This is a genomic window from Methanoculleus chikugoensis, assembly GCF_019669965.1.
GTDB classification, from domain to species: Archaea; Halobacteriota; Methanomicrobia; order Methanomicrobiales; family Methanoculleaceae; genus Methanoculleus; species Methanoculleus chikugoensis.
Genome location: NZ_AP019781.1, coordinates 1,358,389 through 1,373,984, shown reverse-complemented (window position 1 = coordinate 1,373,984; position 15,596 = coordinate 1,358,389). Strand labels below are relative to the sequence as shown.

Here is a 15,596-nt window from a genome sequence, read left to right as displayed (position 1 = left end):
CCTCCTCTCCGGCGGAAGAAATCAGCAAAACGCCGGCGGCGCTCTCATCCGTGAAAATGCAAAAGGGTGTTACGGTCCGGAACAGGCCTGATAGCCGTCCGGACGGTGCCGGGGGGCCGGTATCGGTGCTTACCGTTCTCCGCCCCGGTAACTTCACCTCACTGCGCGCTGCCCATCAGCATGGTCTGATTCACCACGGCCGCTGTCCCGGTCGGTGTCGTGGTGACCACCGTCCCGGTCGGCATCGTCGTGGTCTGCATCGCGGTCTGGTTCTCCGTCGTCAGGTTCACGCTTGCAGGCACCAGCACCCGGTCGATAACGTGGATCACGCCGTTCGTCGTGTTGATGTCCGCCATGGTGACGGTGGCGTTCTCAACCATGACCTTGCCGTCGACGACGGTGACGTTCAGGTTCTCACCGGCGAGCGTCGTAAGCGTCGTCATGTTCTCGGTCTTACTCCCCATGCCAAGGAGCCCGCTGAAGATATCGAGAATTCCGCCTCCAGTCTGATTTCCGGTCTGGTTCCCGGTCTGGTTTCCCGTCTGGTTGCCGGTCTGGTTACTGGCCATCCTCATGAGGTCCGCCGAGGTGTACTTCCCTTCGACAACATGGTACTGGAGAACCGTGGTCAGGTTGGTGGTATCGTTGAGGAGCTTCCCCACGGTCTCGTTGCCGAGCGCGTTGAACGCATCATTGCTCGGAGCAAAGAGCGTGTAGGGTCCCCCGGAGTTGAGGGTGTCGTAGAGCCCGGCCGCATTGACCGCTTTCGTCAGTCTCGTCAGATTCTGGTCCTGGCCGATATAGGCGGCGATTGTCATATTAGCAGTCTGATTGCCCATCTGCCCGGTATCATTCCCGGGTGTCTGCGTTGCATTCCCGTATCCCACCACCGCCGCCGTCACAGCAAACGGCATCGTCAGAAGGACGAGAATACATACGCATAGCATTGTCCATCGTCTCATACTACCATTCCCCCCTGGGGAGAGGGGGGAAGGATACGTACCACATTATAAAGGTTTTGTTATAATTATCGGGTTGGGGTTTTCAGGCCTACAGCCGCATGAGGACCGCCTGCTCCTCCATGTACTCCTCGAGCGCCCGGCTGCCGTTCTCCCTGCCGATACCGCTCTCCTTCGTCCCCCCGAACGGCACCTCCGGCGGGATCCGCAGGTGCTGGTTGACCCAGACGATCCCCGCATCGAGTTCTTCCGTCGCCCGGGCGATCACGTCGGCGCTCCGGGTCCATACCGATGCCCCGAGCCCGTACCGGGAGTTGTTCGCCAGGGTCAGCGCCTCATCGAACCCCGAGACGGTCGCCACCGGCAGCACCGGGCCGAAGACCTCCTCCGAGAAGAGGACGGAGTCGTGCGGCACACCGGCGATGAGCGTCGGCAGGAAGAAGAGGCCCCGGTCGTAGTTCTCCCCGGAAGGAGCCCGTCCGCCCGCGACGATCTCTCCCTCGCCCCGTTCCCGGACGGCCTCCACCAGGCCGGCGACCCGGAGAAGCCCCGCCCGGTTGTTCAGCGGCCCCATCTCGACGCCGCGGTCCATGCCGTTCCCGACCGCGATCGCCTCGACCCTCGCGGTGAGGCGCCGGATGAACTCGTCTGCGATCGACTCGTCAACGTAGAGCCGTTTGACCGCCGTGCAGACCTGGCCGCAGTTGTAGTACCGTCCTCTGATGACCCCTTCGACTGCCTTCCCGATATCGGCGTCGTCGCAGACGATCATCGGATCGCTCCCCCCGAGTTCCAGCGTCAGCCGCTTTAAGGCCGGGGCGGCGTCGAGAGCGACCTGCCTCCCCGTCTCGACCTCCCCGGTGAACGAGACCTTCCGGATAGCCGGGTTTCTCGCGATCTCCCGGCCGACCGTCTCCCCCGGCCCGGTGACGACGTTGAGGACACCGGGCGGGAGACCTGCCTCCCCGAGGATCTCCGCGAGCCTCATGCAGGTCAACGGCGCGGTCCGGGCAGGTTTTAAGACCACCGTGTTCCCCGCCGCGAGAGCCGCCCCGATCTTCCAGCCCATGATGATCGCCGGCATGTTCCAGGGGATGATCGCGCCGCAGATGCCGAGCGGCCGTCTCCGGACGGTGGTGCGGCCGTAGCCTTTGAGGTTCGCGAACTCGCCCCGCGGCACCGCCGAGATGCCGTGGTAGTACTCGAGGATGTTTGCGAACCCGTTGATCTCGTCGACCGCCTCGCGGATGGGTTTGCCCTGTTCGGCGGTCAGGAGCGCCGCAAGGTCGGTATTCCTGCGCCGGACCTCCCCTGCGGCGAAGAAGAGGATCTTCGCCCGGTCCCTCGGGCTTTTCGCGGCCCAATCGGGAAATGCCTCCCCGGCGGCCTCGATCGCGGATACGACATCATCCGCGCCCCCGAGCGGCGCTTCACCGACCACGTCGCCTGTTGCGGGGTTGTGCACCGGAAAGATCCTGCCGGAGATCGAATCGCGCCGTTCGCCGTTGATGAGCATCTTCATGGGTGATTCTATGACCGGGGGGGTAATATGCGCTCCGTCACCCGCGGTACTCGCACCGGCACCTGCCGATGGGGACGGCCACCGCCGCCGCCATTCCGGCCATCAGGAGGAATGCAGCCAGGAACCCGACATTTCCGGCGACCAGCCCGGCAACGGCGGAGAGGAAGGTGAACCCGGCGTAGGATGCGGTGTTGAAGAGCCCGGTCATCACGCCCTGCTCGATCCTCGTCTCCGCGAGGAACGCGAGCGTCGCGACGATGATCACGCCCGAGAGCGCCCCGATGACGGGGAACGCGTACGGCGTACCGTAACTCGCCAGAACCGCCGCCCCCATCAGGATCGCGGCGGCCCGGATGGTAGGAACAGGACGGAAGTTGATCCGGGGGGCGACGAGAACGGCAACGACGGTCGCGATGTTGATCGTCGCCAGCTGCAGGGCAAGCACCGACGGGTTGTTCCCGGTATACCCGGGATAGATGGCCGCCACCGCCCCGGTCATCCCCACCAGAACGACCGCCGCGGCAAAGAGCCAGAAGTAGTTCCGCACGACCCCTGCGAGATCCGCTTTCGCAAAGCCCACGCGCTCGCTCTCCCGGACGGCGAACCCCATTACGGCCGCGGGGACGGCAAGCACCGTAAAGAGGGCGATCCCCGCAAGATGGGAGTCGAGGACAGCATCGAGCCAGCCCGCCGCGAGAAGCCCCACGACCAGACCGAGGTTCAGGGCCGCCATGACGTAACCGCTGAGCTGCCCGGACGACGGGTGCGAGTTCGCCCACGCGAGCGCCGCCGAGAGAAAGAGCCCGGCACCGATTCCCTCGACCACCCGGAAGACGAGGAGCGGCAGGCCTGAAGGGAAGAGCAGGATACAGACGCCGCTTGCAAGAGTCAGGAGAAGCCCGGTGCGGATGAGGGGGACGCTGCCAATCCGGTCGCTCGCAATCCCCCCCGGCAGCACCGTGAGAAACGCGCCTAAAAAGTATGCAGAGTAGACCACGCCCTGCAGCGCCGCCCCCTCGGCAAAATCGGGAAGCACCGGGACGACGGCGTTCGAGAGCGCCATCACCACGAATATCCCGAGGAGGACGGGGAGTTTCTGCAGCATTCCTAGATCATGCGGTAGGTCTCGAGGTTCATGGGGGAGTGCGTCTCGATACGGTGCCGCTTGTAGATGGAACTTGCAAGGTCAATGGTCTTATTCTCGTCGCCGTGGATGGTAAAGATCTTCTCCGGGCGCGGCTGGAGGTGAGCGACGTAGTTCATCAGCTGTTTGCGGTCGGAGTGGCCGGAGAACCCGTCGCTCGTCGCGATCTCGAGGTTGATCACGATCGTCTCGCGCCAGCCGAGCGGGATCTCGCGCCATCCCTTCTGGATACGCCGCCCGAGCGTCCCATCCGCCTGGTAGCCGACGAAGACGAGGGTGTTGCGCTCGTCCGGGCCGAGAGCCTTGAGATACTCCATCACCGGCCCGCCGCTTAACATACCGCTCGTGGTGATGATGACGCAGGGGTCGCCCGTTATCACCTTCTCCCGGATGGCCGGCGAGTCCACCTGGACGAAGGCCTCGGAGAGGAAGGGGTTCAGCCCTTCGCGGAAGATCTGGTTCCGGAGATCGCTGTTGAGGTACTCCGGGTAGGTCGTATGGATCGCCGTCGCCTCTTTGATCATGCCGTCGAGGTAGATCTTCACCGGCGGGATCTTCTGTTTCCGGATCCCCTCCTCGAGGGCGAGCATGACTTCCTGCGACCGCCCGACGGCGAACGCGGGGATGATCACTTTGCCGCCGCGCTTGATCGTCGTCGAGACCGTCTCGTAGAGTTTATCCTCGGCGTCTTTCCTCTGGGGCTGGATATCGTTCGCCCCGCCGTAGGTGCTCTCCATGAAGAGCGCCTCAAGCCGGGGGAAGGACGAGACTGCCGGGGAGAAGAGCCTCGTCTTCTGGTAGTTGAAGTCGCCGGTGAACGCGATGTTGTAGAGCCCCTCGCCGATATGGAAGTGCGCGATGGCCGAGCCGAGGATATGCCCCGCGTTGTGGAAGGTGAGTTTGACGTCGGGGGCGATATCGGTCACGCTGCCGTAGTTGAGGGTGATCGAGTGCTTCATGTAGGTCCGCACCTCGTTCGAGGTGTAGGGGATCTTGTCCGTCTCCTTCCGGACGACGTCCAGGTAGTCGAGCTGGAGCATCGTCGAGAGGTCTCTCGTCGGCGCGGTCGAGTAAACCGGGCCCTCGTAGCCGTATTTGTAGAGGAGCGGGACGAGGGCGCAGTGGTCGAGGTGCGCGTGGGTGAGCACCACCGCGTCGAGCGAGTCGAGGGGGTAGATCTCGGGCACGTAGAGGTACGGCGTCCCGTTCGCGATGTTGCCGGGTTTCTCCCCGCAGTCGACCAGGATCTTGCTCTCCGGCGTCGATATCAGGAACGCGGCGCGACCGACCTCGCGGCAGCACCCGAGCGTCGTGACCCGCAGCCACTGGTCTTTGCTCGTGACCTCGCGGTGGATACGGCGGCCGATCGTCCGCAGGAACGCCTTGCGCTCGTCTTTGACCGACCGCAGGTAAGTGCGGATCTGCTTCACCGTCGAGCTCTCGATGGGCGGCGTCCGGACAACCTTCGGCGTCCAGCCGATCTGTTTCGTGATCTCCCGGAGGGTTACCCCGTTCTTACCGATGACGACGCCGGGCTTCTCCGCCTCGATCAGGACCTCCCCCGTCTCCGGGTCGAAGAAGAGGTCGGTGATCCCCGCGTTCTCCGGCACGACCGCCCGGATCTCCTGGGCGGCCCGCTCGGGGTCTTCAAGGATGTTCGGGCGCACGACGATCCGCTTCCGAAGATCGCGCGCCAGTATCTTTATCAGGTCTGCCTGGTCGGCAAACTGTTTCGGGTCATCGGTGTAGATGACGAGCTCGGGGCCTTCAAACTCGACGTCCGAGATCGTTATCCCGCTGGGAACGATCTTGTTGATCTGCTCCTTAAGCTCCTGGAGTTTATCTTCAATAACCATTAAAATCGTCCTAAAAAAATATCAGGGTGTTGGGCGGGCTGCGGATGGTTTCTGCAACCCGCTCTCGATCTGTTCTTCGTATTTGTCCTTCGTGATCACGACCACCATGATATCCTCGCCGGATGCGGAGTCACGGCGCATCGCCGATCTGACGGCACGGACGGCGAGATCTTTCGCCTCGTCCTCCTTCATGCCGGGCTGATACTGGTCTTCGAGCACACCATAGGCAAACGGCGACCCCGAGCCGGTGGCGACGATATCCTCTTCCCGGGTCGCCCCGCCCATGGCGTCGACGGAGTAGACGCTCGGCCCCTCGTCGTCGAACCCGCCCATCAGGAGCTGGACATAGTAGGGATAGTAGCGGTTCTGGTTCAGGTAGTTCGAGAGCAGGGTCGACGCAGCACCGACAGACATCGTCTTGCCGCGGCGCATCTCGAAGAGATTGCACTCGACCTGCAGAATCCGGACGAGTTGCTGTGCGTCGCCGACGCCGCCGGCGGTCGTGAGGCCGATCCTCGGCGTGATCTGGTAGATCTTCTTCGCACGCTTGCTTGCGATCATGTTCCCCATCGTCGCCCGCATCTCCGTTGCAAGAACCACGCCGCCGTCGAAGATCAACCCGACCGTGGTTGTACCTTTCATAATCTCTTGGGAAGTATCAAGCATTGAAGCACCCCTAAAACCATTAAAACGCTTTATCTCGCTCAAAAGCGGTTAAGCGTATAGCGATATCATAAAACATAAATTTATCGCCGTACCGGGTCACGGTACGACATGGATAGACATCTGTATATTATATGAACATTGCCCCTTAATTCTTTCGCAGGGCCTGCTGGTCCGGCAGCAGCACCTTGATCAACTCGCGGTCGAAGAGCATGGCGACAAGCCGCTTGTTTCCGTTGACCACCGGGAGCTGGTCGACCCGGGCCCGCCGCATCTTCAGTGCGCATTCGCCGACCTCGGCGTTCAGGGGGACGGCGAGGACGTTCTTGACCATCGCGTTCTTCACGGGGATCGGGAGGAGCTGGATCCGGGAGATCCCGTAACTGATGGTGTGCATGTCCCGGATGCTCTCCCACGTCCACTCGTCGTCGTCCGTGCCGTTCGAGAAGTCGCTGACCTCGACGCCGTCCTCGATGCGGGAATGCCTGATGAGATCCCGCTCCGATATGATGCCGGTGAGCGTGCCGTCCTCAACCAGGACGGGGATGGCATCGTAACCCGAGATTTCGAGGATACGACCGACGAGCGAGAGGGGCGTCTCCTCCCAGAGGGCGTAGGTCTTGCTGATGTAGTTGTCCCTGATAGGGAGGGTGATGCGCAACTGGGCGATGGCGCCGATGAGGTCGGCCACGCTGATCAGCCCGACCATCTTCCCGGCATCCATGACGGGAAGTCTCCTGATGTTGTGGCGCACCATCAGCTGGGCCGCCTCCGAGATGGGGGCGTCCGGCCGGATGACGACCGGATCGGGCGTCATCAGGAGCCCGAGCTGGGTCTCTTCCGCCTTACGGAGGAGATCCTTTCGGGTGATGATGCCGACGAGCTCGCCGTCTTTGAGGACGGGAACACCGCTGATGCCCGTGCGTTTCAGGATACGCAGGACGTCGTCCCGGTTGCCGGGGATCTCGACGCAGACAACGTCGGCCACCATGAAGTCCCGGACGAGCATCTGCTGCAGAGAGGTTATGATCTCACCACCGTTGTCGTAATGGGACTGTTTTGCACCACGTAGTCGGTCACGCTCCCGAGCAGGAGCCGGTCGACACCGCTCTTCCCGTAGGAGCCGAGAACGATGAGATCGATGCCCAGCTCTTCGGCGAGCGAGACGATCTGGGAACCCGCGTGCCCCTGCCGGAGATGCGTGGTCAGCGAAACGCCCGCCGCATCCGCCTTCTTCCGGGCTGTTTCAAGAACATCCTCGCCCTCCTTCTGCAAAACACTATAGATGATCTCGAGTGTGTTGTCCATGGGAAGGGAAGAAAATAGCCCGGATTCGACCACATATACAGCGTGAACTTCGGCTTTCCACACGCCGGCCTCGCCGAGAGCTGTCTCGAATGCCCGGTCGGCCGGTTCGGAGCCGTCTATAGCAACAAGTATCTTACGGAACATACACACCACGCAGAACAGATACTTTTTATCAGGTTTCTATTGCATGGTTAAAACTGTTTGGCAAATAGATGAAGAATCCAGCCGTTTCACGATTGTCGTCCTGATATCCCGGCTGAAGGAAATATTTTTTTCTGACGGGTTTATGACCATGAAATTCGCTTTCTGCCCTTCCTCAAGGTACCCGGACACCCCCGCCAGCCGGGCTCCGGACACCGCGGCGCGGAGGATCTCTTCGGGGGGCGCGCGGTATACCGTCGCGGTAAACGCCATCTCCCGGAGCATGTCGGGCTGGACGAACATCACATTGTCCGTCCCGAGGTAGAGTGTTCCCCCGAGTTCGAGGATGCGCGCGATAGGCGGGTGGGCCGCCGACGCCGCGACTCCGAGCAGCCAGTTCGACCTCGGGCAGACGACGATGGGGATCTCCATATCGACGATCCGGCGGAGCTGCGCATCCGTCGCGTGGGTGCAGTGGACGAGCAGGTCGGGCTCGAACGCGAGCGCGTCGTCGACGTCGTTCGGGTTCCTCTCCCCGGCGTGGAAGGCGACGAGTTTCCCTCTCGCCCGCGCATTCCTGACGACCTCTTCGGCGTTCGCCACGTCGTGAACGCTGCTGATGCCCGCCCCGTCGCTCACCGCCTCCCCGCCTTCGCGGCCGAGGATGACCGGCCGGCAGTCGAGCCCGGCCGCCGCCTCGCGGAGCGCCGCGACGCCCGCGATCCCTCCTTCGCGGAAGTCGGCAAACCCGGTCGTCCCGGTGGCGAGCATCGCCGAGATGCTCGATCGCATCCCCCGGACGAGTTCGGCCTGCGGGGTCGCTGCGAGGATCCTGTGCTTCAAGCCGTTCGGAGGTTTGACGAGGTCGGCGAGGCTGCCCCGGGCGGGGAGATCCATCGCGACGGTGTCGCCGAGGTGCGTGTGGGCGTTGAAGAAGGCGGGCACGATCCACCTATCGGGCGTCCGGGACGCGGGCTCTATCGAGGTGACGACCCCCCCTGAGACGGTGATGGTGACGTCTTCTTCCCGGAGGTCTTCGCCGAGGAGCGCACGGCCGGTGACGACGTAGGGTGAGACTTCCTGCATGGTCGATCCTCTGTTTTATATATTGCAAAGGAGAATATTTCAGTATGGCGAAGAAATCTGGCGGAAGACTGGTATCCTCTGCCGGCCTGGTCAATTACTACGACAGCGACGATCACCGGGCCATCCATATCAGCCCGATAGCCGTTGTTGTGATAACCGCCGTGACCGGAGTGGCAGTCTTTGTTCTCAATGCCCTCTTCTAATCCTTTTTGTTCTCCTTCAAGGCAATCCTGATGATGTCTTCCCTGGGCGTGAAGTAGACGCTGTCGTGCCCGTTCCACGCCCGGCAGTTCCGGAAGACCACCGCAGGCACACCCTGGTGGCTCTCGCCCATGACGAAGTTCGCGAAGGCCGCGATCTCGTCGACGACCGCTTCTTCGGTGATCTCGAGGACGTGGCCGAAGAGATCGGTGTCGCCCCGGTAGTCGTCGATGGCCGTCATACCCGCCCAGCCGATGGCGATGCCGGTCTGGCCGCGCCGGAACGCCCGCCCGCAGGTGTCGGTGACGATCACCCGGACGTCCTTTCCGGTGATGCGGCGGATAGCGTCCCGGACCTCGGCGGCGGCGCCCATGGGGTCGGGCGGGAGGATGATCAGCCGGCCGTCTTCGACGTTGCTGTGGTCGACGCCCGCCCGGACGCCGATGTGGCCGGACGGCAGTTCGGAGAGGATGAACGGGTATTCGAGCAGGATGTCGGTGGACGAGTCCAGCACCGCCTGTACGAAGCGCGGGTCTTCCTTCGTCTTTGCCGCGATCCGCACGGCTTCCGCGCCGGGGGTGATGGCGGCGAGTTCGCGGGTGAAACCCTTGGCCTTCGAGTAGACGGACGAGGCGACGGTGAGGATGTCCCCGTCCTCGAACGCGACCTTTTCACAGATCAGGGCGGGAAGATCGTCTCCTCGCTGGATCAGGGGAAGATCCCGAACACCGATTACCTGGATATCCATTGGACTCACGGATCAGTGGTCGTCTCCGCATGCAGAAAAAGGCTCGGATTTTCACGCAGGGGGCTCTGACGGATTGTGGGGATTACTCGTGATTCCGGCCGGGCGCGGCGGACGGGGAGGCCCGGGCATGAGCGCCGGCAGGTGTGGGTTGTGACGGATGGGAGGGCAGGAGCTCAAGAAGGGCGATGGCCCTTCGCTGTGCGACAGACTAAACAGCCGAAGCGAGAAACAAGCCCGGTATAGTGGACCGTGGTGGCTGCGCACCCTCGGTGCTCGTGTTCCTGCCCTTCGGCCAGTCGCATATCGCGACTGGGGATGGCGGCTCGCGGGGAGGGGGGCGTGCCCCCCTCCCCTGTCCCCACCTGTAAACTGACCTACAAGCCCCACCCCGCCCGCGCTCCGCGCTCCTCCCCCGCCCCCAGGGCGGGGGCAGTGCGTGGCGATAGGCGATGGAAATCCGTGTCCCGGCTTCCCCCCAGGACTCCATCCATCTCTAGCGTCTCCCCATGCAGTGGACCGTGGGGATATCGCCATTGGGGAGGGGCCGACGGGGAGGGGGCCTGCCCCCTCCCCTGTCTCTGCCATACACAGAGACCTTTGTAACCCCCACCGCCCACCGCTCACCCGCACGACAACCCCACATCCTTCCTCAACCGAAACTCCGGCTCGAACGCGGCGATCAGGTCGAGGTACTGCTCGACGGTGCGAGTGAAGAGGAAGCGCTCCCGCACCCTCTCGCGCGCCGCGTTCCCGAGCCGGTCGCGGAGATCGGGGTCTCGGAGCAGCCGGACGATCCTCTCCGCCGCCTCGTCGACGGATGAGACCAGGAACCCGCTCTTCCCGTCCTCTATCTGCTGGCGGATGCCGCCGACGTTCCCGCCGATCACCGCCGCGCCCTTCCACATCGCCTCCGATACCGTCAGCCCGAACCCCTCCCGGAGGGACTTCTGCAGGACGACCGCCGCCCGCCGCTGGAGCGCGTTCACGAGCGCACCGTCCTGGACGCTTTTGACGATGATCCGTTCGTTCCTGTGGGCAAGAAGCGACCGGTAGACCTCCGCACCTTCCGGGTCGTCGGTCGCGACGTTCCCGACGAGAACCAGGGTGCACTCCTCCTCCTTCCGGGCTTTCTGGAACGCCCGGATGACGCCCAGGGGGTCCTTCCAGCGATCGAACCGGGATATCTGGACGACGAGAGGGAGATCGGTCGGGATGCCGTAGTGATCGAGGCGCTCGTCGATGGCGCTCCCGGAGAGTTCCTTGTTCACGATGGAGAAGGGGTCGATCCCGGGCGTGAAGAAGACCTGCGGTCTCGTGAGGTCCTGCCGGTACTCTCCGCAGGAGAGGACAACGGCGTCGTACTTCTCAATGAACGGGACCAGGTAGTTCCAGACCTCCCGGTTCGGCGCGGTGAGGTCGAGGTGGCAGCGCCACACCCAGGGGCATTTCTTCCGGTAATGGGTGATCAGCGGGAGCGGCTGCGGGTCGTGGACGAAGACCATGTCGTGGTCGATATGGTTCCTCACGGCGTTCTCGTGGATGACGTCCTCGTAGATCTCCTTCTTCCGGCCGGAGAGGTTGATCTCTGCCCCCTGGAGGGCGTTATGAAACTTCTTTGTCACGCTGAAGAAGTCCGGGGGGCCGTGGACGACGCGCCACCCGGTCTCTATGCCGAGGCTGTTTGTCAGGAGCGTCAGGGATGAGAGGATCTGGGAGACTCCCCCGCCGTAGTAGGTGGAGTTCATGTGCAGGACGTGCATGTCGTGGAGCGGCCGTGCCTTCGCCTCGATGCGGCGTACGACCTCTTTTCCGACGTACTGTTCGTAGTCCCCGATGGTGTGAATCACGCTCATCCCAATCGCCCCTGCATCGAAGCGTTCGCTCTTATGCATACCGGTGGGTTCCGGTAGATGACGGTCCTGCATAACGATATATAGGTGCCGCGGCACCCACCAGCGAAGAGAGGAAGAAGCATGGAAGAGGCACCGGAACGGGACGCGAGTCTGCCGGGAAGGGCGGAGTCGTACTGGATGGCCACCTCGCCGGAGACGGGGTTTCCGCCGCTCGACGGGGACGGGCGCGTGGACGTCACGGTGATCGGCGGCGGGATTGCAGGCATTACCACGGCGTTTCTGCTGAAGAAGGCGGGGCTGACCGTCGCCCTCATCGACGCCTACCGGATCGTCACGGGCGCCACCGGTCATACGACGGCGAAGGTCACGGTGCTCCACCGCCTTATCTACGCCGATCTGATCGACCGGCTCGGGAGCGTGAAGGCCCGGCAGTATGCCGCTGCGAACCGGGCGGGGGTCGAGACGGTCGCGTCCCTCGTCCGGGAGTACGACATCCCGTGCAGTTTCGAGCGGAAACCCGCCTACACCTACGCGGAGTCGGAGGAGTCCCGCGAGAAGGTCATGGCCGAGGTTGACGCGGCACGGCACCTCGGGCTTCCTGCGGCGTTCACGGAGGATGTCCCGCTGCCGGGAGAAAGTCATGGGGCGGTGGTCCTCGAAGGCCAGGCGCAGTTTCACCCGCGTAACTACCTCCTGCTCCTCGCCGGACACCTCCCGGGGGAGGGGAGTTACGTCTTTGAGATGACGAGAGCCGTAGGCATCGAGGAGCGGGCGGACGGCGTCGCGGTGAAGACAGACCGGGGCACGCTCCACTCCGGTCACGCGGTTCTCGCGACCCACTACCCCATCTACGACCGTCCCGGTGCATACTACGCCCGGATGCAGCCGTCGCGGTCTTACGCACTCGGCATCCGGATCGACGAGCCGTTCCCGGACGGGATCTTCATCAACGCGAGCGACCCCGTTCACTCGTGGCGATCACAGCCCGCCGGCGACGGCGACCTCGTCATCGTCACCGGCGCGGCGCATGGCACCGGGCAGGTGACCGACACCCGGGCGCATTACCGCGATCTCGAGGCCTACGCCCGGTCGGTCTACCCGGCGAGATCGGTCGACTACCACTGGTCGGCGCAGGACTACATCACGGCCGACCGCGTCCCCTACATCGGCCGCCTTGCCGGGGGGCACGACCGCGTCTTTGTCGCGACGGGGTTCGGCAAATGGGGGATGGCCGCCGGCACGGCGGCGGGGATGATCCTCACCGACCTGATCCGGGGCCGCACGAACCCCTGGGCGGAGGTCTTCGACCCCTCCCGGTTCCGGGAGCGGCCGGAGTTCCCCGACCGGGTGCAAAAGAGACTCGAGGCCGCGGGAGGGGCGATCGAGGTCGGCGCAGCCGGTTTCGACCGGGAGGTCGCGGCAATACCGCCCGGGGAGGGGAAGGTCGTCGAGGCGGGCGGGCAGAATGTCGCGGTCTTCCGGGACGAACGCGGCGGGATCCGCACGCTGGATCCGACCTGCATGCACATGGGCTGCACCGTCGCGTGGAACAACGCGGAGAAGTCCTGGGACTGCCCCTGCCACGGTTCCCGCTACGCCGCCGACGGGAGGGTGATCGAGAGCCCGACAGTGAGGAACCTGCGGAGGAAAGAGGTCGTGCGGCGGTAACCCCGGGGTGGGGGGACAGTGCACTGCACCGCTCTCCGGCCCGGCCCCATACCCACACTATATATGCTCCCGGCGAAAGGGGCTGGGCATGGAGCATTGGCCGGATGTATATGATCTGCCGGGCAGGCACGGATCGTTCTGGATGGAGACTACCGCGGCGGAGACGCCGCATCCTCCGCTGCCGGGGAACCTGGAGACCGACGTGGCGGTCGTGGGCGGGGGTATCGTCGGGATCACCGCCGCCGTCCTGCTCAAACGGGCCGGTTATGCGGTCACCCTGATCGAGGGGGACCGGATCGCCCGGGGGGTGACCGGGCACACGACGGCGAAGGTCACGGCGCTCCACCGGTTGATCTACAAGGATCTCATCGACCGGTTCGGGGGCAGGCTGGCGCAACAGTACGCCGAAGCAAACCAGGCGGCGATCGAGGCGATAGCATCGCTCGTCCGGGAGCATACTATCGCCTGCGACTTCATCCGGAAACCGGCCTACACCTACGCGGAGTCGGAAGTGGAGCGGAAGAAGGTCGAGGCCGAGGCGGATGCGGCACGGAGTCTCGGGCTTCCTGCGGCGTTCGTCGAGGAGATCCCGCTCCCCGCCCGGAGTTACGGCGCGGTGGTCATGGAGAACCAGGCGCAGTTCCACCCAGTGAAGTACCTCCTCCACCTGGCGTCGCTGATCCCCGGCGACGGGAGCCGGATCTACGAGAAGACCCGGGCGCTCGAGGTGCAGGACGGGGGAGGCCGCTGCACGGTCAGGACGACGTCGGGAACCGTCACGGCAGAGAGCGTGGTTCTCGCGACCCACTACCCCTTCTACGATGCGCCCGGGTTCTACTTCGCCCGGATGGAGCCGTCGCGGTCTTACGCGCTCGGTGTCCGGATCGACGAGCCGTTCCCGGACGGGCTCTTCATCAACGCCGATGGCCCCGTCCACTCCTGGCGATCGCAGCCTGCCGGCGACGGTGAACTCGTCATCGTCGGCGGCATGGAGCACCGGACCGGCGAGGGCGTGGACACGCGGAGGCACTACCGCGACCTCGAGGCCTACGCCCGGTCGGTCTACCCGGTAACGTCCGTCGACTACCGGTGGTCGGCGCAGGACTACATCACCATCGACGGCGTCCCCTACATCGGCAGGCTCGCCGACGGCCACGAGAACGTCTACATCGCGACCGGATTCCGGAAGTGGGGGATGACCAACGGCACCGCGGCTGCAACGATCATCACCGACATGATCCGGGGGCGCGAGAACCCCTGGGCGGAAGTCTACGCCCCCAACCGGTTCAAACCGGCGGCATCCGCCTGGCGGTTCCTCGCGCACAACATCGAGGTCGCCGAGAAGTACATCGGCGGCGCGATATCCCGGCCGGCCGGGGACCTCGCGGACGTCGCACCCGGCGAGGGAAGGGTCCTGATGATCGAGGGGAAGAAGGCCGGCGTCTTCCGGGACGAGAAAGGGCGGGTTCACGCGGTCAACCCAACCTGCACCCACCTCGGGTGCGTCGCCGCGTGGAACAGCGCCGAGGAGACCTGGGACTGCCCCTGCCACGGCTCCCGCTACGATGCCGACGGAAGGGTGATCCACGGGCCGGCGGTGAGGGATCTCAAGCCGCGGAGAGGGTGAGCGAACCTGAGATCTGTGCGAAAATATCGAGATTCTTCATGTTACAACGGCACGGTAACAAAAAGGGCATGTGAACACGACTGAACTTCGCTATGCATTCAGAAGAACGGCAGAACGAGGAGTAATTCCCACACAGTGGACCGTGGTGGCTATCGCCACGCACTGCCCGCCCCTCAGGGGGGCGGAACGACGTTCCATCAGGAGCGGAGTTTGAGCACCGTCAGGTGCGAATGAGGAGCGCGAAGCGCGGGCGGTGGGGGGTTACAGGAATCCCTTCGTATGTGGAGACAGGGGAGGGGGGATGCTCCCCCCTCCCCGTCAGCCCCTCCCCAACGGCGATATCCCCTCGAAAGCCGTGTCAGAAGAGTAACTGAAAGAGATCAAAGTCCCGATTTTAGATTCACAAACGTCCTGGCAGTCATCCGTTAAAGATCTTCAACCCTCTCAACCTCCACCCCGCAAAAGCATCATCCAAGAAGACACCTCTGCCCAGTAGAAAACTCCAGATGGATAACTATAAATCCGCCCGCCCGCACAACTCCCATTGATCATGTATCTCGTCATCCGCTGTCCGGGCTGCAAGACCTTCAACTATGTCGACCGTTATCAGCGCTGGAGGCTCTGCCCGATGTGCGGCGAGGTGATCAACGTCCAGCGGGTGCCGGTCTACCTGGACGCCGACGACTTCCAGGACGCGGAACGGGTGGTGGAGCAGCTCGAGTCCTACCTGCACCAGACCGGGAAAAAAGACCTGACGGAACAGGACATCCGCCAGCTCAGGGCACAGTATGCCCGGTGGGTGAAGAACCGGGTCTGACCG

General features: G+C 63.8%; 14 protein-coding genes. 4 read left to right on the top strand and 10 right to left on the bottom strand.

Features of this window, described 5'->3' with window-relative positions:
• Positions 1-158 precede the first annotated feature (158 nt).
• From MchiMG62_RS06985 to MchiMG62_RS06950, 8 genes are all read right to left on the bottom strand, one after another.
• Entirely contained in the window at positions 159-818 is a 660-nt protein-coding gene (locus MchiMG62_RS06985; protein WP_244987606.1) for a fasciclin domain-containing protein, read from the bottom strand.
• 232 nt (positions 819-1,050) lie between these two features.
• Entirely contained in the window at positions 1,051-2,481 is a 1,431-nt protein-coding gene (locus MchiMG62_RS06980; protein ID WP_221056346.1) for an aldehyde dehydrogenase family protein, read from the bottom strand.
• A 37-nt stretch (positions 2,482-2,518) separates the two neighbouring features.
• Positions 2,519-3,586 (bottom strand): MFS transporter, encoded by a 1,068-nt coding sequence (locus tag MchiMG62_RS06975; RefSeq protein ID WP_221056345.1) that lies wholly within the window; start codon positions 3,584-3,586, stop codon positions 2,519-2,521.
• A 2-nt stretch (positions 3,587-3,588) separates the two neighbouring features.
• Positions 3,589-5,481 (bottom strand): beta-CASP ribonuclease aCPSF1, encoded by a 1,893-nt coding sequence (locus tag MchiMG62_RS06970; protein ID WP_221056344.1) that lies wholly within the window; start codon positions 5,479-5,481, stop codon positions 3,589-3,591.
• A gap of 21 nt (positions 5,482-5,502) precedes the next feature.
• Positions 5,503-6,147 carry an archaeal proteasome endopeptidase complex subunit beta gene (psmB, locus tag MchiMG62_RS06965; RefSeq protein ID WP_221056343.1) on the bottom strand — a complete coding sequence of 215 codons (645 nt, stop codon included), beginning with the start codon at positions 6,145-6,147 and terminating at the stop codon, positions 5,503-5,505.
• Positions 6,148-6,292: 145 nt separating this feature from the next.
• Positions 6,293-7,153: a CBS domain-containing protein gene (locus tag MchiMG62_RS06960; protein WP_074370844.1), complete on the bottom strand. Its 861-nt coding sequence runs from the start codon at positions 7,151-7,153 to the stop codon at positions 6,293-6,295.
• 14 nt (positions 7,154-7,167) lie between these two features.
• Positions 7,168-7,596 carry a universal stress protein gene (locus tag MchiMG62_RS06955; protein ID WP_221056342.1) on the bottom strand — a complete coding sequence of 143 codons (429 nt, stop codon included), beginning with the start codon at positions 7,594-7,596 and terminating at the stop codon, positions 7,168-7,170.
• Between the two features lie 36 nt (positions 7,597-7,632).
• Positions 7,633-8,679, bottom strand: a complete 1,047-nt coding sequence (locus MchiMG62_RS06950) for an amidohydrolase family protein (protein ID WP_221056341.1) — start codon at positions 8,677-8,679, stop codon at positions 7,633-7,635.
• Positions 8,680-8,723: 44 nt separating this feature from the next.
• Between MchiMG62_RS06950 and MchiMG62_RS06945 the strand changes: the two genes are divergently transcribed.
• Positions 8,724-8,882: a preprotein translocase subunit Sec61beta gene (locus MchiMG62_RS06945; RefSeq protein WP_054848624.1), complete on the top strand. Its 159-nt coding sequence runs from the start codon at positions 8,724-8,726 to the stop codon at positions 8,880-8,882.
• Here MchiMG62_RS06945 and MchiMG62_RS06940 read toward each other — a convergent pair.
• Together MchiMG62_RS06940 and MchiMG62_RS06935 are read right to left on the bottom strand one after the other, a co-directional pair.
• On the bottom strand, positions 8,879-9,628 hold the full coding sequence (locus tag MchiMG62_RS06940) for a coenzyme F420-0:L-glutamate ligase (RefSeq protein ID WP_221056340.1): 750 nt from the start codon (positions 9,626-9,628) through the stop codon (positions 8,879-8,881). The genes MchiMG62_RS06945 and MchiMG62_RS06940 overlap by 4 nt on opposite strands.
• Positions 9,629-10,248: 620 nt before the next feature.
• A complete protein-coding gene (locus MchiMG62_RS06935) occupies positions 10,249-11,520 on the bottom strand; it encodes a glycosyltransferase (protein ID WP_244987605.1) in 1,272 nt (423 codons plus the stop codon).
• Positions 11,521-11,601: 81 nt separating this feature from the next.
• On the opposite strand from MchiMG62_RS06935, the gene MchiMG62_RS06930 reads away from it, so the two are divergent.
• The 3 genes from MchiMG62_RS06930 (at position 11,602) to MchiMG62_RS06920 (ending at position 15,593) form a co-directional block, all read left to right on the top strand.
• The gene (locus tag MchiMG62_RS06930) at positions 11,602-13,149 is read left to right on the top strand and encodes an FAD-dependent oxidoreductase (RefSeq protein WP_221056339.1); all 1,548 of its coding nucleotides are present in this window, start codon (positions 11,602-11,604) and stop codon (positions 13,147-13,149) included.
• A gap of 88 nt (positions 13,150-13,237) precedes the next feature.
• Complete coding sequence (locus tag MchiMG62_RS06925) at positions 13,238-14,776, top strand: FAD-dependent oxidoreductase (RefSeq protein WP_221056338.1); 1,539 nt, start codon at positions 13,238-13,240, stop codon at positions 14,774-14,776.
• 550 nt (positions 14,777-15,326) lie between these two features.
• Entirely contained in the window at positions 15,327-15,593 is a 267-nt protein-coding gene (locus tag MchiMG62_RS06920) for a DUF1922 domain-containing protein (protein WP_221056337.1), read from the top strand.
• The last annotated feature ends 3 nt before the right edge of the window (positions 15,594-15,596 follow it).

Coding starts and splice junctions, on each gene's coding strand:
- MchiMG62_RS06980 (WP_221056346.1), bottom strand. CDS start 2,481: ATGAAGATGCTCATCAACGGCGAACGGCGCGATTCGATCTCCGGCAGG.
- MchiMG62_RS06955 (WP_221056342.1), bottom strand. CDS start 7,596: ATGTTCCGTAAGATACTTGTTGCTATAGACGGCTCCGAACCGGCCGAC.
- MchiMG62_RS06925 (WP_221056338.1), top strand. CDS start 13,238: ATGGAGCATTGGCCGGATGTATATGATCTGCCGGGCAGGCACGGATCG.
- MchiMG62_RS06985 (WP_244987606.1), bottom strand. CDS start 818: ATGACAATCGCCGCCTATATCGGCCAGGACCAGAATCTGACGAGACTG.
- MchiMG62_RS06935 (WP_244987605.1), bottom strand. CDS start 11,520: ATGCATAAGAGCGAACGCTTCGATGCAGGGGCGATTGGGATGAGCGTG.
- MchiMG62_RS06960 (WP_074370844.1), bottom strand. CDS start 7,153: ATGCTCGTCCGGGACTTCATGGTGGCCGACGTTGTCTGCGTCGAGATC.
- MchiMG62_RS06970 (WP_221056344.1), bottom strand. CDS start 5,481: ATGGTTATTGAAGATAAACTCCAGGAGCTTAAGGAGCAGATCAACAAG.
- MchiMG62_RS06940 (WP_221056340.1), bottom strand. CDS start 9,628: ATGGATATCCAGGTAATCGGTGTTCGGGATCTTCCCCTGATCCAGCGA.
- MchiMG62_RS06945 (WP_054848624.1), top strand. CDS start 8,724: ATGGCGAAGAAATCTGGCGGAAGACTGGTATCCTCTGCCGGCCTGGTC.
- MchiMG62_RS06950 (WP_221056341.1), bottom strand. CDS start 8,679: ATGCAGGAAGTCTCACCCTACGTCGTCACCGGCCGTGCGCTCCTCGGC.
- MchiMG62_RS06920 (WP_221056337.1), top strand. CDS start 15,327: ATGTATCTCGTCATCCGCTGTCCGGGCTGCAAGACCTTCAACTATGTC.
- MchiMG62_RS06930 (WP_221056339.1), top strand. CDS start 11,602: ATGGAAGAGGCACCGGAACGGGACGCGAGTCTGCCGGGAAGGGCGGAG.
- psmB (WP_221056343.1), bottom strand. CDS start 6,147: ATGCTTGATACTTCCCAAGAGATTATGAAAGGTACAACCACGGTCGGG.
- MchiMG62_RS06975 (WP_221056345.1), bottom strand. CDS start 3,586: ATGCTGCAGAAACTCCCCGTCCTCCTCGGGATATTCGTGGTGATGGCG.